This window comes from Streptomyces bluensis (assembly GCF_014650715.1).
GTDB classification, from domain to species: Bacteria; Actinomycetota; Actinomycetes; order Streptomycetales; family Streptomycetaceae; genus Streptomyces; species Streptomyces bluensis.
Genome location: NZ_BMVM01000010.1, coordinates 111581 through 130882, shown reverse-complemented (window position 1 = coordinate 130882; position 19302 = coordinate 111581). Strand labels below are relative to the sequence as shown.

The window sequence follows — 19302 nt, the reverse complement described above, 5'->3', positions numbered from 1 at the left end:
AGTTACCCTAAAGAACATGTCCGATCAGACCGATGGCGACGACGAAGCCGCCGTGAACGCCCTCCGCTCCGCCGTGATGCGTCTGTCCCGCCGGCTCAAGCACCAGCGGGTCGACGAGTCGCTGAGCCCCACGGAGATGTCGGTGCTCGGCACCTTGGCCCGCTGTGGCACCGCCACCCCGGGCGAACTGGCCCGCAAGGAACATGTGCAGCCGCCCTCGATGACGCGCATCGTCGCCTTGCTGGAGAGCAAGGGGCTGGTCAGCCTGGAGCCGCATCCCGAGGACCGGCGCCAGAAGGTGGTCAAGCAGACCGAGCGTGCCGAGGCGATGCTTGAGGAGAGCCGCCGCAAGCGCAACGCCTTCCTGACCACCCTGGCCCAGGGCCTTGACGAGGACGAGTGGGCCAAGCTCCGCGAGGCCGCGCCCGTCCTGGAGAAGCTCGCGCACCTGTGAGCCGCCGCACAGGGCGCCCACGGCGCGCGTATGCCGCCCCGCAGCGAGCCGCGCCTCCGTGAGACCCCTGGGCGCCCCTCCCGAGGGCGGCGCCGAGGACCACGATGATCGTGACTGCCGACGCCGGCGCAGTCCCGAGGACGGCCGACGAAGTCCGTGACAGCCGAGGAGGCGAACCCCTTTGAGTTCGGGACCCGGAGCAGATTCCGCCCCCGCACCGACCACCCGCGACTCCCTGCCCACCCACGACCCGGCAGCCTCAGCCTTGATCCGCGTGGCCGCCGGCACCGTTACGCCCGAATCGATACCCGGGGACATGGAGACCAAGGCCGGTATCGAGACGAAGGCCGACATCGAGACGAACGCCGACATCGAAGCCAAGGCCGCAATCGAGGCCAAGGCCGAGGCCAAGGTCAAGGCCAAGGCGTCCGACGGCTCGATGTTCCGTTCCCTGAGGGTCCGGAACTACCGGCTCTTCTTCATCGGTCAGGTCGTCTCCAACACCGGCACCTGGATGCAGCGCATCGCCCAGGACTGGCTGGTGCTCAGTCTCACCGGGTCGTCGACCGCCGTCGGTATCACCATGGCCCTGCAGTTCCTGCCGATGCTCCTGTTCGGTCTGTACGGCGGTCTCCTGGTCGACCGCCTTCCCAAGCGCCCCACCCTGCTCGTCACCCAGTCGGCCATGGCCGTCACGGGCGTGGTGCTGGCCTTCCTGACCCTCTCCGGACATGTCCAGGTCTGGCACGTGTACCTGGCCGCCTTCGCCGTCGGCATGGCCACCGTCGTCGACAACCCGGCCCGCCAGTCCTTCGTCTCCGAGATGGTCGGCCGCGAGCAACTTCAGAACGCGGTCAGCCTGAACTCCGCGAACTTCCAGTCCGCCCGCCTCGTCGGCCCGGCCGTCGCCGGTGTGCTGATCACGAGCGTGGGCACCGGCTGGGCGTTCCTGCTCAACGGACTGTCGTTCGTCGCGCCGATCGCCGGGCTGCTGATGATGCGCGCCCGGGAACTGCACGTCAACGAGCCCGCGCCCCGCGCCAAGGGCCAGCTCCGCGAGGGGCTGCGCTACGTCGCCGGCCGTCCTGAGCTGATCTGGCCGATCGTCCTCGTCGGCTTCATCGGCACCTTCGGCTTCAACTTCCCGGTCTGGCTCTCGGCGTACGCGGACGACGTCTTCCACGCGGGCGCGGGCGCGTACAGCCTCTTCAACACGCTCATGGCGGTCGGTTCCGTCGCGGGCGCCCTGCTGGCGGCCCGCCGGGGCACGGCCCGGATGCGGATACTGATCGCGGGCGCGGCGGCCTTCGGCGCCCTGGAGGTCGTGGCCGCGCTGGCACCGTCGTACTGGATCTTCGCGCTCCTCATGGCCCCGCTGGGGATGTTCGGCCTGACGGTCAACGTCACCGCGAACACCGCCGTCCAGATGGCCACCGATCCGGCCATGCGCGGGCGCGTGATGGCGCTGTACATGATGGTGTTCGTGGGCGGTACGCCGCTGGGCGCGCCGATCGCCGGCTGGATCACGGACACATACGGTCCCCGCGTCGGCTTCGCGTTCGGTGGTGCCGTCGCCGTGACCGCCGCGGTCACGATCGGCCTGGTCCTGGCCCGCGTGGGCGGTCTGCGCCTGTCGGTCGGCTGGCACGACGGTCACCCGCGGGTACGGTTCGTACCGAAGGAGCAGCCGGCCGCGGTCTCGGCCTGAGAAGCTGACGTCGTCGTTGGGGCGTGAGGGCGATGAGCACCATGAGACTGTTCGCGGCGGTGCTGCCACCGTCCGACGTGGTCGACGAACTGGGGCGCGTCGTCAGCGAGTTGAAGGAGCTGCCGGGGGCGGACCGGCTGCGCTGGACCGGGCGGCCGGGGTGGCACTTCACCCTCGCCTTCTACGGCCAGGTCGACGAGGACCTCGTCCCCGGCCTGTCGGAGCGGCTGGAGCGTGCCGCGCGGCGTACCGAGCCGTTCCCGCTCGCGGTGCGGGGCGGCGGGCACTTCGGGCGTGGCCGGGCGCTGTGGGCGGGAGCGGAGGGCGACCTGAACGCCCTGCGGCTGCTGGCCGACCGCTCGGAGGCGGCGGCGCGGAAGGCGGGGGTGCCGATGGGGGAGCACCGCCGCTACACGCCGCACCTGACGGTGGCCCGCAGCCGGGAGACGGTCCGCGTACGGCCGTACGTCGAGAGCCTCGCCCTGTTCACCAGCCGTACGTGGACGGTGTCCGAGCTGGCGATGGTGCGCAGCAACCTGCCGAGGTCGGGGGTGCCGGGGGAGCAGCCCCGGTATGAGACGGTCGCCCGCTGGGCGCTCGGGGCGGCCGGTTAACCTCACCTACGTGGACCCGAAGACCCGTAACCGGATCATGGCCGGTGTGCTCGTGCTCATGTTCGCCCTCGTCGCCATGGCCTCGGCGCTCGGCAGGTAGTCGCCCGCCCCCCCCCGGCGAGCCGTGGAACCGCGCGGGGCGCTCCCCTGGTAGGAGCGCCCCTTTACGCCCCTTTACACGGGCGGCTCCTACCAGGCGAAGGCCTCCGGAGACGGGCCCGGGCCCGGGAAGATCTCGTCCAGTGCGGTCAGCAGTTCCGCGGACAGCTCCAGCTCGGACGCCCGTACCGCCGACTCCAGCTGCTCGGCGGTGCGCGGGCCCACGATCGGGCCCGTGATGCCCGGACGGGTCAGCAGCCAGGCGAGGGCCGCCTCGCCGGGCTCGGTGCCGTGCTTCTCCAGCAGGTCCTCGTACGCCTGGACCTGCGCGCGGACGGCGGGATCGGTGAGCGCCTCGGCGGTCCGGCCGCCGGTCCTGCGCCCGCCCTTGGCCTCCTTCTTGATCACACCGCCCAGCAGCCCGCCGTGCAGCGGCGACCACGGGATGACTCCGAGGCCGTACTCCTGGGCGGCCGGGATGACCTCCATCTCGGCGCGGCGCTCGGCGAGGTTGTAGAGGCACTGCTCGCTGACGAGGCCGATGGTGCCGCCCCGCCGGGCGGCGACCTCGTTGGCCTGGGCGATCTTGTAGCCGGGGAAGTTGCTGGAGCCCGCGTACAGGATCTTGCCCTGCTGCACGAGGACGTCGATGGCCTGCCAGATCTCCTCGAAGGGAGTGTTCCGGTCGATGTGGTGGAACTGGTACAGGTCGATGTAGTCGGTCTGGAGGCGCTTCAGGCTGGCCTCCACCGCCCGCCGGATGTTGAGCGCGGAGAGCTTGTGGTGGTTGGGCCAGACGGAGGTGTCGTCGGGGCTCATGTTCCCGTAGACCTTGGTGGCGAGCACGACCTTGTCGCGCCGCTCGCCGCCCTTGGCGAACCAGTTGCCGATGATGCTCTCGGTACGGCCCTTGTTCTCGCCCCAGCCGTACACGTTCGCGGTATCGAAGAAGTTGATGCCCGCGTCCAGCGCGGCGTCCATGATCGCGTGGCTGTCCGCTTCGTCCGTCTGCGGGCCGAAGTTCATGGTGCCGAGGACCAGCCGGCTGACCTTGAGTCCCGTGCGTCCGAGCTGTGTGTACTTCATGACTCCCTAGCCAACGGCGTGGAGTGCGCTCTACGCAAGGTGTCCGTGGTCCGGGCGCGTCAGTCGCGGGGGAACTTGTCGGTCGTGAGGGTGAGGCCGAGGAGGGTGGTGGTCATGTCGACGTCAGCGCCGAAGGCGACGGACAGTTCGGTGAGGTACTCGCCGCCCTTGGGCTGGGTGTAGAGGTGGCACTTGCCCTGGTAGGGGTCGGCGATGAGGTACACGGGGACTTCGGCGAGGGCGTAGGCGGTCTTCTTGGGGCCGTAGTCGTTCTTGGCCGTGTCCTTGGAGATGACCTCGCCGATGAATTCCACGTCCTCGGGACGCCAGCGGCCCTCGGGGTCCTTCTCGGCGCCGTCGCGCAGCTTGGCGACGTCCGGGGCGAGGCCGTTCAGGTGGCCGGGGAAGTCGATGCGGACATCCGAGAATACTTTCGCACGCCTGCCGAAGCGATCTTCGAGCGCCCAGATGATCATGCGGATGGTCTCCCAGTGAACATCCCGCTGCGGCGACATGTAGACGGCCCCCTCGACGATCTCGACCTTGTATCCCTCGGGGACGGGCATCTTTTCGAGCCGCTCGAACATCTCGTCGAGCTGGCGCGTGTTGTCGCTCTCGGCCATCGCGATCCTGTCTTCAAGGACGGTCATCGTGGCGCTCCTCGCCGGCTGCCCCATGGACGAGTGAAGCCGCGCGGTATAACGATACGCACGGCGCCGGGGACACGGCTCTCTTACTCGGAGGCCTCAGCGCTGAGCGTCGTACGGCTCCCCCAGATCCCACGCCTGGTGCATCGTGTCGGCGAAGGCCGCCGCTATCCGGTGCTCGCCGCTCGCGTTCGGGTGTGTGCCGTCGTAGGTGTCCCGGTGGATGTCGTACGACGGCGGGGACGAGGCGAGCAGGAGCGGGGAGCGGGGTTCGTCCAGGTCGGCCGCCGTTTTGGCGAGGAGTTCGTTGAAGCGGGTCACCTGGGCGGCGAAGGAGGCGTCCGACTCCGCCCGGATGTTCGGGATCACGGGCAGCAGGACCATGCGGACGCGCGGGTTCCCCAGGCGGGCTCCGGCCACGAAGCGCCGTACGTTCTCCGCCGTCTGGTCCGCGTCCGTGTAGAAGCCCAGGTCGATCAGGCCCAGCGAGACGAGCAGCACGTCCGCGCGGTGGGTCCGCACCGTCTCCGTGATCAGCGGCGCCATGTGGAGCCAGCCCTCGCCCCACCCCGCCAGGTGGGCACGTGGGAAGTCCGGGTCCGCGTAGGCGTACGACGTCGCGGTGTCCGTGATCTTGTCGTGGAGCGCCTCCCGGGGGCCGACGATCTTGAAGGGACCGCCGTACGTCGCGCACAGGTGCTGCCACAGCCGGTAACGCCACGTGTGATCGCCCGCGCTGCCGATGGTCATGGAGTCGCCGACGGGCATGAACCTGAGCATCCGGCCATCATGATGCAGCGCTACCAAGGGGTAGGCGCTGCGGGGCGGTTCCGCGCTGTGAGCCTCGCCACGTGCCGGGGACTGCCGCGGTACCGGACGGGCACAGCCCGTGGGCGGAAGACGGCATACGGTTGACGGCATGCCTCGTCGATTGCCGCGTCGATCCCTCCTCCGGCTCCCTCGCCTTCCCCTCCTCCCCGTCCTCGTCGGCCTCGCCGGGGTTCTCCTCGCCGCCGCCTCGGCCGCGCCGGTCGCCGCTGACGACGACGGCGAGTTCGCCCTCAAGGACCCGAGGATCACCGAGTCCAGCGGCCTGGCGGCCTCGCGCCTGCACCCGGGGATCTACTGGACCCACAACGACCAGGACACGGGCGCCTACCTCTACGCCGTCGACAGCAGGACCGGCAGGACCGTCGCCACCGTCACCATGACCGGCGTCGGCACACCGCGTGACGTCGAGGCCATCTCCATCGGGCCCGGCAACCAGATCTGGGTCGGCGACATCGGCGACAACGACGGCGTCACCTGGCCCCACGTGTGGATCTACCAGCTGCCCGAGCCCAAGGAGCTCAAGGACCAGACGATCCGGGCCACTCAGTACGTCGTGAAGTACTCCGACGGCTCCCGCGACGCCGAGTCCCTGGTCGTCCACCCCAGGACCGGGCGCGTCTACATCATCGACAAGCAGGAGGACGGCGGGCATCTGTACGAGGGGCCCGCGAAGCTCTCCGCGTCCGGCACGAACGTCTACGAGCCCGTCGCCCCCGTCGACCTGTGGGCCACCGACGCGGCCTTCTCACCCGACGGCAAGCGGCTCGCCGTACGCGGGTACTTCGGCGGCATCCTGTACGACTGGAACGACGGGAAGATCAAGCGGATCCAGCAGCTGAGCGTCCCCCTGCAGAGACAGGGCGAGTCGGTGACGTACACGCCCGACGGGTCCAAGATCCTGTACGGCACTGAGGGCGAGGGCAGCACGGTCGTGGCGCGGGACGCGCCCGGCGGGGCCACCGGCGGCTCGGCCTCGTCCTCCGGGGGTGGGGACGGGGGTTCGGAGGCCGCCGGGGGCGGCGGTGGCGGCGCGAGCTCCGGGTTCAAGACCGGCGCGATCCTCGTGGGGGCCGGCATCGTCGTTCTGTGGGGGCTGAAGAGGCTGTCGCGGCGCCCGTCCTAGGGTGCGTACCGAGTTCTGATCAAACTGTCGTTTCCGCCCTCGTGATCAAGCGTGGACCCGGTAGATCTCCCGCCGTGACGCGAGTGCAACCCACAGACGCGGGGTGGGAGTTCAGCGGGCCGTGACTGCCGACAGGCGAGCACGGCCCGTATCCCGAGCGGCTTGGGAGGTCCTAGGCGCCCACCTCATAGCGGCCGTGCTCAAGGAAGTACCGCAGTGCCTCCGGGGAGCCGTCGTCGAGGGCCGCCTCCGCTGCCGCGCGGAGCGCGTCGCTCGTGGCCGGGTCGGCGAGGATGCGGGAGATGGCGACCCGGTCGTCCTCGGCCTGGGCGAGGCGGTACCCGGTCTCCAGGAAGGCGCGCAGGGCCTCGGGGGTGCCGGCGTCGAGGGCGGCATTGGCCTCCCGGACGACCGCCTTGCTGCCGTTCTGCTGGGCGAGGTACAGGATGCGGGCGACGGCGACCCGGTCGTCCTCGAACTGGGCCTCCCAGCGGCCGGTCTCCAGGAAGTACCGCTGGTCGGCGATGGTGCCGTCCATGGCCGCCTGCGCGGCGGCGCGGACGGCGCTGCCGGTGGCGGGGTCGGCGATGATGCGCATGATCGCCACCCGGACGTCGTCGTCGGACATCTCGGACACCGGCGTGGTCGGGTCGGTGGTGTCCGACGCCGTCACCGCGCCGGTGGACGAGGTGCTGACCGTGTCGGTGGCGAAGGCGGGCGCGGCGAGCAGCAGCGTCGGCGTCAGAGCGACGGCGGCGACGGACAGTGCGGCGCGGGACAATCTCACAGGTAAGCCCTCCTGGTCCACGGAACGAGACAGGGTTCAAAAGAACTCGACGATTGTCGTACGCGCCGGGCCGAAGATCATTTCCTGGGTCAGGCAGTCTTCGCGCGCCCTTCGTTGCCGTGGGCAGGGAGCAACCCCCGTATACGACCGGGCCGTTCTCACACGCTCCGCGGGAACTCCCCGCCCAGCGCGCGGAACGCGGCCGTGTCGACTTCGGTGGCCGACCACCGTGCGAACCCAGCCCCGCCGGCCGCCCCCAGGGCTACAGCGGTCCCGGAGGGGCGTGCCGGGTCATCCTTCTCCGCGCCGCCCGGTCCGCCCTGCCCGCTCGGCGACCAGGACCTCCAGGCCGTCCAGGAACCGCCGCAGGCCGAAGGCGAAGTGGTCGAAGTCCTCCGAGAAGGTGTCCTCGGCCAGCGTGGCGAGTACCGGGAACTGCCCGCTCTCCATGGCCTGTTCGAGGTACGGCCGCTGCTGCTCCCAGAACTCCTCGTGGCTCAGGCCGGTTTCCTTCGCGGCGGCGTCGGTGTCGATCTCCATGCGCGCGATGCCCCCGGCGAAGGACTGCACCGAGATGATCACCGACATCAGCTCGGGGTCGCTGAGCCCCATGCCCTGGAGCGGGATCAGAGCGACCTCCAGCGAGCGCAGGGAACTCGGGCCCAGAACCGAGCGGGCCTCGTTGACCCGCAGCAGCCACGGGTGGCGCCGGTAGAGCTCCAGGTAGCCGCGGGCCAGGGACTCGACGGCCCGGCGCCAGCCGGTCGGTGCCGTCGCGCTCTCCTGGCCGGCCAGGTTCTCCTGGTCCGCCTCCAGCGCCTCGCGCTGCACCCGGTCGAGCATCAGGTCGAGCAGCTCGGCCTTTCCCGGTACGTACCGGTACAGCGACATCGTGCCGACGTCCAGCGCGGTGGACAGGCGGCGCATCGACACCGCCTCCAGCCCCTCGGCGTCGGCGATCCCGACGGCCGCGGCGACGATCCGGTCCAGGGCCAGCCCCGGTTTGGGCCCCCGGCTGGGGCGCTCGCCACCGCCCCACAGCAGCTTCAGGGTGAGCTTGATGTTGCCGCCACCGCTGGTCTCGGTCCTCGCCATGAACCTCAGCGTAGCCCTCCTGACATGGCTCTTTGCCGGGCCTCGGGAAACCAGTGGACAGAAATTGAGTACGGCGTACTCTTTTACGGGTACACCGTACTCAGTTATTGGGCGGTTATGGGGATGGTGAAGGTGAAAGTGAAGGGGGAGGCGGCGTTGGAAGACGACGGATACGCCGTAAGGGCCGAAGGCCTCGTGAAGCGGTACGGCGCCAAGCGCGCGCTCGACGGCTTCGGCCTCGCGGTGCGCAAAGGCACCGTGCACGGCCTGCTGGGGCCGAACGGAGCGGGCAAGACCACCGCCGTACGCATCCTGTCCACGCTCGTGCGCCTGGACGAGGGCCGCGCCACGGTGGCCGGACTCGACGTGGCGCGCCGACCGCGCGACGTACGGGCGCGGATCGGGCTCACCGGCCAGTACGCGGCGGTGGACGAGGTGTTGACGGGACGGCAGAACCTGGAGACGTTCGGCCGGTTGTTCCACCTGGGCGGGAAGCGGGCGAGACGACGGGCGGGTGAACTGCTGGAGCGGTTCGACCTCGTGGACGCCGCGGACAAGGGGGTCGGCGACTACAGCGGCGGTATGCGGCGCCGCCTCGACCTCGCCGCCTCGATGATCCTCGCCCCGGCCGTGCTGTTCCTCGACGAGCCGACGACCGGGCTCGACCCGCGCAGCCGCGGCGAGGTCTGGGAGTCCGTACGGGCGCTGGTGGCCGACGGCACGACCGTCCTGCTCACCACGCAGTACCTGGAGGAGGCCGACAAGCTGGCCTCCCGTATCACCGTCATCGACCAGGGGCGCGACATCGCGGACGACACCCCGGACGGCCTGAAGAGCACGGTCGGCGGCGACCGTATCGAGGTCGTCGTGGCCGAGCGGTCCGACCTCCCCCGGGCGGTGAAGGTGGTCGCCCGCGTCGCGGACGGCGAACCGGAGGCCGACGAGGCGGCGTCGCGCGTCCACGCCCAGGTGACCGACCGCGTGGCGGCCCTGACGGAGGTGGCGCGGACGCTGCGGGACGAGGGCGTGGTGGTCGAGGACATCGGACTGCGCAGGCCGAGCCTCGACGACGTGTTCCTGCGCCTGACCGGACACCGTACGGCACCTTCGGCGGGTGCGGGGACCACGGGGGACCCGGGGAAGGAGGCGGCGGCATGAGTTCCCTGGACCTCACCGAGCGGCCCGCCCACGGACGGGCGTACTGGGCGCTGGCCGACTGCTGGAACATCGTCCGCCGCGGCCTGACCCACTACCAGCGCCAACCCGTCAACATCGCCTGGCAACTCGGCTTCCCGATCCTCTCCGTCCTCCTCTACGGCTATGTCTTCGGCAGCGCCATGAAGGTGCCCGGCGGCGGGGACTACAAGGACTTCCTGATGCCGGGCATGTTCGTGATGACGATGACGTTCGGCTTCATCAACACGGCGACGGTCGTGGTCTACGACTCCACCAAGGGCGTCATCGACCGCTTCCGCTCCATGCCGATGGCGTCGTCGGCGGTGGTCGCGGGACGCGGGGTGACCGACCTGATCACCGCCTGCGCGGAGTTGGCGATCATGATGCTCACCGCAGTGGCGATGGGCTGGCGCCCCGACGGCGGCGCCGGCTTCCTGGCCGCCTTCGCCCTGCTGCTGTGGCTGCGTTTCGCGCTCATCTGGATCGGCGTGTGGCTCGGGCTCCTGGTGCCCAACCCCGAGGCGGCGGGCGGCCTGTTCGCGGTCGCCTTCCCGCTGACGATGATCTCCAGCATCTACGTCGCGCCCCAGCTCATGCCCGACTGGCTGGGTGTTGTGGCGGCGTGGAACCCGATCTCCTCCACGGCCGCCGCGACACGTGAGTTGTTCGGTACGCCGGTGGGGAGCGGCGACTCGTGGGTGGAGCAGCACGCGCTGCTCATGGCGGGGGTGTGGCCGCTGGTCCTGACGGCGGTGTTCCTGCCGCTGGCGGTGCGGAGGTTCCAGCGGCTCAGCCGCTGAGGTGAGGGGGTGGGGCGGAGCAGCGCCGCCCCACCCTGAACCGGACCCCGTGTCAGGCCTCCTTGGGCGCGCTGCGCGCCGCACTTCCCTTGGAGAGCCGGACGAACGCCGCGTGACGCCGGGAGACGCCGGGAGACGCGACCCTCAGCCGGCCTTGTCGATGACTTCGCGCAGCCTGCGCGCGAAGGCCTCGGGCTGCCCGGCGTAGCCGGACTCGCCACCGAGGAAGCCGCCGTGGTGGCTCGGGAACACCGTCGCCTGCTGACCGAGCAGCCCGGCTGTCGCCACCGCGGTGCGTCCGGTGAGGGTGTCGCGGGATTCCTCGCCCACCGCGATCACGACCCGCGTCGGCGCCGCGGTGAGCGCGTCGACATCGGGCCGGTAGCCACTGACCGCCGAGGACCGGTCGGAGAGCAGCGGGTCGTCACGGGAGCCGTCATCCTCGGTGGGCATCCCGAACACGGTGGGATCCGGCGCCGGCTGGGCGAAGTAGTCATCGGTGAACTCACCCTGCCATGACGTCATCACGACGAAGGCCGCCATGCCCGCACCCCAGCCCTTCTTCTGGTACGCGTCCCGGACGGCGGCCCCGGCGCGTTCGGCGGCCTGGGCGTCCGGGAGGAGCGGAATGAGCGGCGGCTCGTGCGCCACCAGGGTGGTCACGTCATCGGGGTACGCCGCCACGAGGGCGAGCGCGGTCACCGCACCACCGCTGCTCGCGAACATGTCGACCGGGCCCGCGCCGAGCGCCCTGATGACGGCGTGCACGTCGGCGGCCTGGGTTTCGGGTACGTGGTCGGCGCGGCCGTCCTTGCGGGTGCTGCGGCCGAGACCGCGCGGATCGTACGTGATCACGGTGCGCTCGGGGAAGTGCGACGCCAATGAGCCGAAGCCGCTTGCGTCCATGGGCTGTCCGATCATGACCAGCGGTGGGCGTCCGTCAGCAGTCGGCAGCGGGCCGTGAACGTCGTAGGCGAGGTCGGCCTCGGGAGTCTCAAGCACGTGCGTAGTCATAACCGTGCAGACCTCTTCGCCATCGAGAACTCATCGGCCCCCACGCCGGCAGTCCCGACACCTTGACGTGTTCATGTTGCCTGACTTTCATGGGAGGTGCAGGGCTGTGGGAGCGCTCCCACTCGTTCCGGGCCCGTGCCTCCCGAGAGGAAGCAGCGACATGTTCCGCAGCTTGCGAAGAGCGCTGTGCGCAGCCGCCGCGGCGCTCCTGTTACCGCTGGCCGCCGCGCAGACGGCCGATGCGGCGGAGCCGGGGGCGGGCTACTGGCACACCAGCGGCCGCCAGATCCTGGACGCGGCCGGGCAGCCGGTCCGTATCGCCGGGATCAACTGGTTCGGCTTCGAGACCGGCAATCACGTCGTTCACGGTCTCTGGGCACGCGACTACAAGAGCATGATCGACCAGATGAAGTCGCTGGGCTACAACACGATCCGGCTGCCCTACAGCGACGACATCCTCAAGAGCGGCACCATGCCCGACAGCATCAACTTCTCCGACGGCAAGAACGCCGACCTCCAGGGCCTGACCTCGCTCCAGGTGATGGACAAGATCGTGACGTATGCCGGTGGGGCCGGCCTGAAGGTCATCCTCGACCGGCACCGCCCGGACGCGGGCGGCCAGTCGGCACTCTGGTACACGGCGGCCGTGCCGGAGTCGACGTGGATCGCCAACCTCAAGTCCCTGGCGACGCGCTACAAGGGCAACTCCACGGTCGTCGGCATCGACCCGCACAACGAACCCCACGATCCGGCCTGCTGGGGCTGCGGTGACACCACGAGGGACTGGCGGCTGGCCGCCCAGCGCGCCGGCAACGCGGTCCTGTCCGTCAACCCCGAGCTGCTGATCCTGGTCGAGGGCGTGCAGTCGTACAACGGCGTCAACGGCTGGTGGGGCGGCAACCTGATGGGCGTCGCCCAGTACCCGGTGCAGCTCGACGTGCCCAACCGGGTCGTCTACTCCGCCCACGACTACGCCACGTCCGTGGCCCAGCAGCCCTGGTTCAATGACCCGTCGTTCCCCAACAACATGCCCGGGATCTGGGACAAGTACTGGGGCTACATCTTCAAGCAGAACATCGCTCCCGTGTGGGTGGGCGAGTTCGGTACGACCCTGCAGTCGACGGTGGACCAGAAGTGGCTGGCCGCGCTGGTGACGTACCTGCGGTCGACGTCGGCGTACGGCGCCGACAGCTTCCACTGGACCTTCTGGTCCTGGAACCCCAACTCCGGTGACACGGGCGGCATCCTGAAGGACGACTGGTCGACCGTGGACACGGTGAAGGACGGGTATCTGGCGAGCATCAAGGCGCCCGGATTTCGCGGCACGGGCGCTACGCCGTCAGCAGTGGCTGGGACGACGGCCGCAACACCGAGGTGAAGGCGGCCGACGCCCGGGACGACAGCGATCAAGTCCTGGAAGACGGGGGTGCCCGGCGCTCGCCGGGCGCCTCTGAGGCGTGCGTACCCTGATTTTGTGCCCCGTTTCTGGTCCCACCACTGGACCCGGCCGCGAGCGGGCACGGCAGGAGGCGGTTTCCCTTGTTGGGGGAACACGTCACCAGGGCCAGGGAGAGGAACGAGGGACGTTCGAGGTAGAAGCCGAGGGATACGTCACCGCCTGAATCCAGTTGCTCGGCCGCGGAGGTGACGAGGGTGGTCAGATGGCTGACCTCACGCTGGGCCTCGGACGCGAACCGGGGTGCGTACTCGGTCAACCGGTCGCTCAGCCACGCCGCCGCCTCGCGCGGGTCCGGCCACGTGCCACGAACCAGGGAACGCGGCTTGACGAGCCAGTACACCGTTTCCAGCGGTGGCAGATCCGATGTGGGGAATTCCGCCGCCACCTCCCGGTAGCGCTGAACCAGTTCCGGTCTGCTCCCTGCGGGGGGCGGGTCGGGATGAGGCGGGCGCCGTAGCGCCTCCTGGTCGAAGCGGGACTTGGGGCCGGTCCACAGGTAGCCGTGGTGGTGCACGAGTCGTCCAGTTCGGTGTCGGCATCCGTGAGGCGGCCGGTCCTGGCCCGCACGAGGGCACGCCAGGACCGGCCGTGGAGGGCGAGACGTCAGACGGTCAGGCCGAACCGCACCGGATCGATTCCGGCCACGGCCAGTTCCTCGGTGGTGAACCGCAGCGGCTGGGCCTCCGGCCGCTTGCTGTCACCGAGGGCCCAGGCGTCCTCTCCGATCCGGGCAAGGGTCACGCACCCTTCGGTACAGGGACCTCCACATGCCTTCACGAACGAGGCACCGCTGAGGTCGAGCGTGTACAGGTCAGTTCCGTTCGGCATCGCTTGCACCTTCCTGCTTGGTTGTTGTGTCTGCGGGAGTTGGTGTGGCTTCGGGTGGGATGACCGTAGGTGCCGGGAGAGCAGCAAGAAGGCGAATATTCTCGATTATTCGCGTGCGGTTACTCTGAATGCATGGACATTCACCCAGAGGTACCGACAGGCTGGGCGCACGAACATCGTCGAGACTCCAGGGGGTGGCCGTATGGCGCGCAGGTTGCGGTTCAACGGGACGGGAAGTGACGTCACTGGATGCCCGTCCGTTCATGAGGACCTGGACAGCGGGGAGGTGATCGTGCATGGCCCTCCGCTCAGCGACCCGGAGGACGTCGCGCAACTCCAGCACCTCTCGGAGGGAGAAGTCGCGATCGTGGTCCCGAGGGACCTGCTGGTCGACTGGTCCCCGAAGGGGCGAAAGCGGCAGGTGCGGGCGATTGATCTTGACGAGTTCAACGGCTTGTTCACGAAGTTCGAGCACACCGCATGGCGGCTGGAGACGCGGCGGCGGTACGCGAGTGACGAGGCAAGCGACCGCTGGCGCCGGTTCATCGAGACCGGAACGGTCGGCGAGAACTCGGCATCAGGCCCGGCATTCAGTTGGTGGACCGAGAACATCCGCGCGCAGACCGCACAGGGAAAGCGGATCGAGCGGGTACGCATCGTGGATCAGCCCGCCACCGTCGGCCAGCGCTACCTCCTCGACAGCGCCAGGTGGAACATCGGCGTCGGTGAGGACATTCGCAATATGTGGCGCGCCGACGCGGATCGACTGCGGCTCCCTGCTGAGGACTTCTGGCTGTTCGACAGTCGCCTTATCGCGCTCCTGCGGTTCGACGACGACGATCAGCTCACGCATGTGGATCTGATCACCGAACCCGCAGAGGTGGTGCGCTGCTCCATGGTGCGGGATGCTGCTTGGCATCACGCCGTACCGTGGCAACGGTTCACGGCCGAGATGAACGGCGACGCGTAGGGACAAGAGCGGGTACCGGTGAGCACGGACTATCAGAGGGCGCGCGAGGAACTGGGCCGCAGGCTTCGGGAATTGCGCGTCGAGAGCCCGGATGGCCGGCTCACCGGTGTCGACCTGGCAAAGCGGCTGGGCTGGCAGCAGTCGAAGATCAGTAAGTTGGAGAACGGCCGCCAGACCCCCACGGACGAAGATCTCCTGGCCTGGGCCCGTGCGACGGGGCAGCCTGCGGTCTTCGGAGAACTGCGCGCCCGGCTGAAGGGGTTCGAGAGTCATATCCGGTCTTGGCGGCGCCAGCTCGCGGCAGGACATGGGCCAGTCCAGGAAACCTGGAACACTCTCGTCTCCAACGCGCGGACGATGCACGCGTTGAGCAACGCCGCCATCAGCGGGATGCTTCAGACGGCCGACTACGCCCGATACATCTTTGAGCACCACACAGCACTCCAGAATGCGCCACGGGACACGGAAGACGCGGTGCGGGCCCGCATGAAACGACAGGAGTGGCTGTACCTGCCGGGCAAGGAGCTGAAGCTGCTCATGCATGAGAGCGTGCTGTGGGCTCGGGTCTGCCCACCCGAAGTACTGGTGGCTCAACTGGACCGTCTGCTTGGTGTGGTGGGCATGGACACCGTGCGCATGGGCATCCTGCCGCTGGACGCCCCGCTGCGTCTGGCGCTGGGCAACTCGTTCTGCATGCTGGACCAGCGCCTTGTCGTGGTCGAGGACTGGCACGCCGAACTCTGGCTGGACGACGGCGAAACGATTGCTCTTTACCGCCGAGTCTGGGACACCTTCGCGGAGTCGGCCGTCTTCGGCGCCGACGCCCAGCAGGTGATCGCCCGCGTCCGCCGGAGCATCACGGTCTGAGAACGTACGGCGCTGCTGGCGTGGGGCTCTCCGTGAGTGTGAACCGCGCCCACACGCATTTCCTGTACGACTCCTGCCGATGCCCCCAGGTGTCGGCCAGCGCCGCCACGAGTGCCAGTCCGCGACCGCACTCCTCGTCCGGGGCGGAGTCGTGGGGGCGGGGGAGCCGGTCCCTGTCCAGGTCCGAGACCTCCAGCAGTAACTCCGGTCCGTCGACAGTGAGCGTGACCTCGACCTCGGCGTACGAAGTCCGGCAGTGGGCGACGGCGTTGGTGACGAGTTCGTTCGCCGAGAGGATGACGGCGTCGGCGAGTTCGTCGGTGATCCCCCAGTCCGCGAGGGCCTTGCGGATGCGCTGGCGGGCGGTGGACACGTGTTGTCTGCGCTTGGGGATGCGGAAGGTTGCGGTTTCGGGCATGGGGGTGCCGTACCTCCTGACGTGGCGTCAAGGTTGCGCTCCGTAGCGGCGCGCTCACGAAGCTACGGCCGCATTCGGTGCACGCACAATTCGCTCAAGTGAATACATGCAGTCGTCCACTCGATCGAGTGATGGGCTCTCAAATGCGACAACTCGTGTGGCATCGTGGCCGCTGGAGAAGGGAGTTTCCATGCCCGCAGGTGGACGGCCGACCGTACGCAGCAGGCGCCTGGGTACGGCGCTCAGGCAGTACCGGCAGGACGCGAAGCTCGATCAGCCGCAGGCCGCCGACATCATCGCGTCAAGTCAGGCCAGGGTCAGCCGTCTTGAGAGTGGCCACGTCACCGCGCGCGTCATCGAAGTACGGCTGCTGCTGGACGCGTACGGCGTTACGGATCCGGAAGTGCGCGCCAACTTGGAGGAGTTGGCGAAGCACTCCAAGAACCGGGGGTGGTGGCTGGAGCATGCGGAACATCTGCGGCCGGACTACATGGATCACATCGCGTTGGAGGACGACGCGACCTACATCCGGGAGTGGCAGCAAGTACTGGTGCCAGGGCTCCTGCAAACTCCCGCCTACACAGAGGCTGTCATCCAGACGAGCCCCGACTACATGGCTCCCGAACGCGTCGCCCAGATGGTCAAGGTGCGCGAGGCTCGCCAGGCAAAGATCGAGGAGGGCGGGGCAACGTACTCCGCCATCATCTGGGAAGCGGTGATCGCACACCCTCTGGTGAGCGTCGAAGTCCACCGGGAGCAACTCTCGGCAATCCTTGAGGTCGGCAAGCGGAAGAACGTCACCGTGCAGGTACTCCCGTTCAGCGTGGGAGCACTGGCCACCGTGACTTCTGCCTTCTCGGCTTTCAGCTTCGACTCCGAACCGACGGCCCAAGCCGTGGCCCTGGAGAACCTGAGAGGCACATCGGTCCTTGAGGGTCCGGAAGACCTCACCGCTTACGCCAATATGTACGACCTACTACGATCGTCGGCACTGGCACCGGACGCGAGCGCGAAGCTCATTCGGGGCGTACTGCGGAGCTTGAAGGAAGACGCATCGTGATCGAGGTTATAGGCCCCTTCCGGAAGTCGTCGTACTCCGGAGCTCAGAGCAACTGCGTAGAGATCGCCGACACCACCGGCAACGGCCGAGCCGTCCGCGACAGCAAGCAGCCGCACGGCCCCCTCCTCACCGTCTCCCGCGACAGCTGGCAGGCCTTCCTCCAGCAGTTCGCGTAGGCGTCGCACGCAACGACGAAGGGCGCCCGGTGGAACGCACTCCGCCGGGCGCCCTTCACTGTCGTACGCGTCGAAGGACGCGGCGGAGCGCTGTCGGTGTTGGCTTCTAGGATGAAGCAGTGGTGAGCCCACACCGGGCGACCAGGAGAAGGGGGCCAGGGGCGCATGGAGTTCGGCATCACCATCGTGGAGGAGCCTGCGTCCTCCGGCGCGGCGGAGGCGTCCCTGCAGCGCTGGCTCGCGGTTGATCCGGAGCTGCGTGGCGGGGTCACCATCGCCCCGCCATCCGGCGCCGCAGCAGCGGGCACCATGGGGGGCGGGGGCCTGGACGTCATCAATGTCGTGGTGAGCAACTCCATCGCCCTCGGTTCCCTGCTCGTCGCTCTGGCCGGCTGGCGCTCCTCCCGCCCACGGCCCCCGCAGATCACCCTGGAGCGGGACGGCGTCGTGGTCACGGTCCACGACGCATCGCCGGAGACCGTCGAGCAGGTTCTCGCCCGCTTCGGTGACGCCCCCGACCCCGTGGGCTCCGGCGCGGACGGCGAAGACGCCTAGCCGTGGTCGCGCTGTCCGATCCGGCCTGTTCCCAGGCCGTGCTGGTGGGCGTGCACGCGTATTCCGTGCTGGAGGACCTGCCGGCGGTCGCCAACAATCTGCGGGGACTGCGCGAGATCCTGGCCGAGCCCACCGTATGGGGGCTGGCCGAGGAGTCCTGCACGGTGATCGAGCAGCCGTCGCGCACCGACCAGGTGCTGGATGTCGTACGGGAGAAGGGCCGTTTGGCCGAGGACACCCTCCTCGTGTACTACGCGGGACATGGCCTGACCGACCTGCACACCGACGAGCTGTACCTCGCGCTGACGAACTCCGACCCCGAACGCGAGTACACCTCGCTGCGCTACGAGTATCTGCGCCGGGCCGTCCTGGACCTCGGGGTGCGCGCCCGGCGCACCGTCGTGATCCTCGACTGCTGCTACAGCGGGCGCGCCCTGCTCGGCCGGATGAGCGCCAGTGCGCACATCGCCGATCAGGCGGTGGTCGAGGGCACCTGTCTGCTCACGGCCTCGGCCGAGACCCGGCCCGCGCTCTCGCCGCCGGGGGAGACGTACACCGCATTCACGGGCGAGCTGATCGCAGCGTTGCGGGACGGCATCGCCGAGGGGCCCGATCCGGTCGACATGGACACCTTGTATCGGCATGTCCACCGACGACTGGCCGCCCGCTCCCGCCCGCTTCCCCAGCAGCGCAGTCGCAACACCGGGGGCCTGATCGCGATCGCGCGGAATCGTTGTGCGCCAGGCCCGGGCGGCGGGGAGGACCTGGATGCGGCGGCCCGTCGGCGGGAGGCCGCCGAGCGGCTGGCGGAGATGGAGGAACGGGAGGAACGGCTGCGCCGGGAGTCGGAGGAACTGCGCCGTGCGGCCGAAGCCCAGTTCCGACAGCAGCTTGAGACCGCGCAGCGCCTTGCACGGGCGATCGCCGCCTCACCTGATGTCACCTACGCACCGCACTGGTTCGCCGTTCCGGCGCCGCGCCTTCTGTACGCCGAGGACGGTTCGCTGGAACCGCGGTCCGAACTGGCCCCAGGCACCTGGTACTTGGCAGTGGGGCGGCGCGGTGATGCCATGACGGTGGTCGGCAGCGACGGCACTCGTGGGCTGTTGCTCGACACAAGCGGTATACAGAAGGAACCGAACGAGGAGCAGCCGACGCAGACGGAATTCCTCCAGCAGATGTCGGGTCTGCCGGGCTCCTCGGGCGAACCCGGGGTCGGCGCGGTGGAGACCGGCCGGGAGCGCGCCTTGCGGAACCTGCAGAGCGCCATGCGTGCCGCAGGCCTCGTCACCGGGCCCGAGTCCACAGGCCACCAGGCGCGATCCGGGCATGGGTCCGAGCCGTTCTGGTTCGCCGTACCGGTGCCGCGCCCGCTGCGGAGTGAGGACGGCAGCGGGCAGATCATCGCGGAGCTGGCACCGGGAACCTGGTATCTGGCCGTGGCACGGCATGGCGATGCGATCCTCGTCCAGACCCAAGACCAGCGCAGGGGCCTGCTGTTGGACACCATGGGGATCCAGCGCGGTTGACGTACG

At 69.2% G+C, this 19302-nt stretch carries 20 protein-coding genes and 2 pseudogenes; 13 read left to right on the top strand and 9 right to left on the bottom strand.

Annotated elements, in window-relative coordinates; genetic code table 11:
• Positions 1-16 precede the first annotated feature (16 nt).
• The 3 genes from IE262_RS24000 to thpR all read left to right on the top strand — a co-directional run bounded on the left by IE262_RS24000 (position 17) and on the right by thpR (position 2776).
• The gene (locus IE262_RS24000; RefSeq protein ID WP_134033575.1) at positions 17-454 is read left to right on the top strand and encodes a MarR family winged helix-turn-helix transcriptional regulator; all 438 of its coding nucleotides are present in this window, start codon (positions 17-19) and stop codon (positions 452-454) included.
• A gap of 439 nt (positions 455-893) precedes the next feature.
• Positions 894-2162 (top strand): MFS transporter, encoded by a 1269-nt coding sequence (locus IE262_RS23995; protein ID WP_134034095.1) that lies wholly within the window; start codon positions 894-896, stop codon positions 2160-2162.
• Positions 2163-2203: 41 nt separating this feature from the next.
• Positions 2204-2776, top strand: a complete 573-nt coding sequence (gene thpR / locus IE262_RS23990) for an RNA 2',3'-cyclic phosphodiesterase (protein ID WP_189876635.1) — start codon at positions 2204-2206, stop codon at positions 2774-2776.
• A gap of 189 nt (positions 2777-2965) precedes the next feature.
• Here thpR and IE262_RS23985 read toward each other — a convergent pair whose 3' ends face one another.
• The 3 genes from IE262_RS23985 to IE262_RS23975 form a co-directional block, all read right to left on the bottom strand.
• On the bottom strand, positions 2966-3961 hold the full coding sequence (locus IE262_RS23985; protein WP_134033577.1) for an aldo/keto reductase: 996 nt from the start codon (positions 3959-3961) through the stop codon (positions 2966-2968).
• 59 nt (positions 3962-4020) lie between these two features.
• Complete coding sequence (locus IE262_RS23980) at positions 4021-4611, bottom strand: Uma2 family endonuclease (protein ID WP_189876407.1); 591 nt, start codon at positions 4609-4611, stop codon at positions 4021-4023.
• A 96-nt stretch (positions 4612-4707) separates the two neighbouring features.
• On the bottom strand, positions 4708-5388 hold the full coding sequence (locus IE262_RS23975) for a GDSL-type esterase/lipase family protein (RefSeq protein WP_189876405.1): 681 nt from the start codon (positions 5386-5388) through the stop codon (positions 4708-4710).
• Between the two features lie 139 nt (positions 5389-5527).
• On the opposite strand from IE262_RS23975, the gene IE262_RS23970 reads away from it, so the two are divergent.
• The gene (locus IE262_RS23970; RefSeq protein WP_229877433.1) at positions 5528-6562 is read left to right on the top strand and encodes a TolB-like translocation protein; all 1035 of its coding nucleotides are present in this window, start codon (positions 5528-5530) and stop codon (positions 6560-6562) included.
• Positions 6563-6734: 172 nt separating this feature from the next.
• Here the strand turns inward: IE262_RS23970 and IE262_RS23965 are convergent, their stop codons facing one another.
• Together IE262_RS23965 and IE262_RS23960 are read right to left on the bottom strand one after the other, a co-directional pair.
• The gene (locus IE262_RS23965; RefSeq protein ID WP_189876403.1) at positions 6735-7349 is read right to left on the bottom strand and encodes an ALF repeat-containing protein; all 615 of its coding nucleotides are present in this window, start codon (positions 7347-7349) and stop codon (positions 6735-6737) included.
• A gap of 291 nt (positions 7350-7640) precedes the next feature.
• Positions 7641-8444, bottom strand: coding sequence for a TetR/AcrR family transcriptional regulator (locus IE262_RS23960; RefSeq protein ID WP_189876402.1), 804 nt, complete (start codon positions 8442-8444; stop codon positions 7641-7643).
• Positions 8445-8600: 156 nt separating this feature from the next.
• On the opposite strand from IE262_RS23960, the gene IE262_RS23955 reads away from it, so the two are divergent.
• Both IE262_RS23955 and IE262_RS23950 read left to right on the top strand, forming a co-directional pair.
• On the top strand, positions 8601-9602 hold the full coding sequence (locus IE262_RS23955; RefSeq protein ID WP_229877432.1) for an ATP-binding cassette domain-containing protein: 1002 nt from the start codon (positions 8601-8603) through the stop codon (positions 9600-9602).
• Positions 9599-10420: an ABC transporter permease gene (locus IE262_RS23950; RefSeq protein WP_189876398.1), complete on the top strand. Its 822-nt coding sequence runs from the start codon at positions 9599-9601 to the stop codon at positions 10418-10420. The genes IE262_RS23955 and IE262_RS23950 overlap by 4 nt, the downstream gene beginning before the upstream one ends.
• A gap of 144 nt (positions 10421-10564) precedes the next feature.
• Here the strand turns inward: IE262_RS23950 and IE262_RS23945 are convergent, their stop codons facing one another.
• Positions 10565-11434: an alpha/beta fold hydrolase gene (locus IE262_RS23945; protein ID WP_189876397.1), complete on the bottom strand. Its 870-nt coding sequence runs from the start codon at positions 11432-11434 to the stop codon at positions 10565-10567.
• A gap of 160 nt (positions 11435-11594) precedes the next feature.
• On the opposite strand from IE262_RS23945, the pseudogene IE262_RS23940 reads away from it, so the two are divergent.
• A pseudogene (locus tag IE262_RS23940) lies at positions 11595-12854 on the top strand (glycoside hydrolase family 5 protein); the annotation flags it as partial.
• An 88-nt stretch (positions 12855-12942) separates the two neighbouring features.
• On the opposite strand, the pseudogene IE262_RS23935 reads toward IE262_RS23940, so the two are convergent.
• Both IE262_RS23935 and IE262_RS23930 read right to left on the bottom strand, forming a co-directional pair.
• Positions 12943-13407: pseudogene (locus tag IE262_RS23935) on the bottom strand (hypothetical protein); the annotation flags it as partial.
• An 89-nt stretch (positions 13408-13496) separates the two neighbouring features.
• Positions 13497-13721, bottom strand: a complete 225-nt coding sequence (locus IE262_RS23930) for a DUF397 domain-containing protein (protein WP_189876395.1) — start codon at positions 13719-13721, stop codon at positions 13497-13499.
• A 202-nt stretch (positions 13722-13923) separates the two neighbouring features.
• On the opposite strand from IE262_RS23930, the gene IE262_RS23925 reads away from it, so the two are divergent.
• Both IE262_RS23925 and IE262_RS23920 read left to right on the top strand, forming a co-directional pair.
• Positions 13924-14691, top strand: a complete 768-nt coding sequence (locus IE262_RS23925) for a DUF6879 family protein (protein ID WP_189876393.1) — start codon at positions 13924-13926, stop codon at positions 14689-14691.
• Between the two features lie 18 nt (positions 14692-14709).
• The gene (locus IE262_RS23920; RefSeq protein ID WP_189876391.1) at positions 14710-15558 is read left to right on the top strand and encodes a helix-turn-helix domain-containing protein; all 849 of its coding nucleotides are present in this window, start codon (positions 14710-14712) and stop codon (positions 15556-15558) included.
• Here IE262_RS23920 and IE262_RS23915 read toward each other — a convergent pair.
• Positions 15548-15976 carry an ATP-binding protein gene (locus IE262_RS23915; protein WP_189876389.1) on the bottom strand — a complete coding sequence of 143 codons (429 nt, stop codon included), beginning with the start codon at positions 15974-15976 and terminating at the stop codon, positions 15548-15550. The genes IE262_RS23920 and IE262_RS23915 overlap by 11 nt on opposite strands.
• Before the next feature lie 190 nt (positions 15977-16166).
• On the opposite strand from IE262_RS23915, the gene IE262_RS23910 reads away from it, so the two are divergent.
• From IE262_RS23910 to IE262_RS40575, 4 genes are all read left to right on the top strand, one after another.
• Positions 16167-17036, top strand: a complete 870-nt coding sequence (locus tag IE262_RS23910; protein WP_189876387.1) for a helix-turn-helix domain-containing protein — start codon at positions 16167-16169, stop codon at positions 17034-17036.
• Positions 17033-17212 carry a DUF397 domain-containing protein gene (locus IE262_RS23905; RefSeq protein WP_189876385.1) on the top strand — a complete coding sequence of 60 codons (180 nt, stop codon included), beginning with the start codon at positions 17033-17035 and terminating at the stop codon, positions 17210-17212. The genes IE262_RS23910 and IE262_RS23905 overlap by 4 nt, the downstream gene beginning before the upstream one ends.
• 165 nt (positions 17213-17377) lie before the next feature.
• On the top strand, positions 17378-17767 hold the full coding sequence (locus IE262_RS23900) for an effector-associated constant component EACC1 (protein ID WP_189876383.1): 390 nt from the start codon (positions 17378-17380) through the stop codon (positions 17765-17767).
• Positions 17768-17769: 2 nt separating this feature from the next.
• Entirely contained in the window at positions 17770-19296 is a 1527-nt protein-coding gene (locus tag IE262_RS40575; RefSeq protein ID WP_189876381.1) for a caspase family protein, read from the top strand.
• The last annotated feature ends 6 nt before the right edge of the window (positions 19297-19302 follow it).

Coding starts and splice junctions, on each gene's coding strand:
- IE262_RS23985 (WP_134033577.1), bottom strand. CDS start 3,961: ATGAAGTACACACAGCTCGGACGCACGGGACTCAAGGTCAGCCGGCTG.
- IE262_RS23930 (WP_189876395.1), bottom strand. CDS start 13,721: ATGCCGAACGGAACTGACCTGTACACGCTCGACCTCAGCGGTGCCTCG.
- IE262_RS23995 (WP_134034095.1), top strand. CDS start 894: ATGTTCCGTTCCCTGAGGGTCCGGAACTACCGGCTCTTCTTCATCGGT.
- IE262_RS23910 (WP_189876387.1), top strand. CDS start 16,167: ATGCCCGCAGGTGGACGGCCGACCGTACGCAGCAGGCGCCTGGGTACG.
- IE262_RS23915 (WP_189876389.1), bottom strand. CDS start 15,976: ATGCCCGAAACCGCAACCTTCCGCATCCCCAAGCGCAGACAACACGTG.
- IE262_RS23950 (WP_189876398.1), top strand. CDS start 9,599: ATGAGTTCCCTGGACCTCACCGAGCGGCCCGCCCACGGACGGGCGTAC.
- IE262_RS23900 (WP_189876383.1), top strand. CDS start 17,378: ATGGAGTTCGGCATCACCATCGTGGAGGAGCCTGCGTCCTCCGGCGCG.
- IE262_RS23945 (WP_189876397.1), bottom strand. CDS start 11,434: ATGACTACGCACGTGCTTGAGACTCCCGAGGCCGACCTCGCCTACGAC.
- IE262_RS23970 (WP_229877433.1), top strand. CDS start 5,528: ATGCCTCGTCGATTGCCGCGTCGATCCCTCCTCCGGCTCCCTCGCCTT.
- IE262_RS24000 (WP_134033575.1), top strand. CDS start 17: ATGTCCGATCAGACCGATGGCGACGACGAAGCCGCCGTGAACGCCCTC.
- IE262_RS23975 (WP_189876405.1), bottom strand. CDS start 5,388: ATGCTCAGGTTCATGCCCGTCGGCGACTCCATGACCATCGGCAGCGCG.
- IE262_RS23925 (WP_189876393.1), top strand. CDS start 13,924: ATGGCGCGCAGGTTGCGGTTCAACGGGACGGGAAGTGACGTCACTGGA.
- IE262_RS23960 (WP_189876402.1), bottom strand. CDS start 8,444: ATGGCGAGGACCGAGACCAGCGGTGGCGGCAACATCAAGCTCACCCTG.
- thpR (WP_189876635.1), top strand. CDS start 2,204: ATGAGACTGTTCGCGGCGGTGCTGCCACCGTCCGACGTGGTCGACGAA.
- IE262_RS23980 (WP_189876407.1), bottom strand. CDS start 4,611: ATGACCGTCCTTGAAGACAGGATCGCGATGGCCGAGAGCGACAACACG.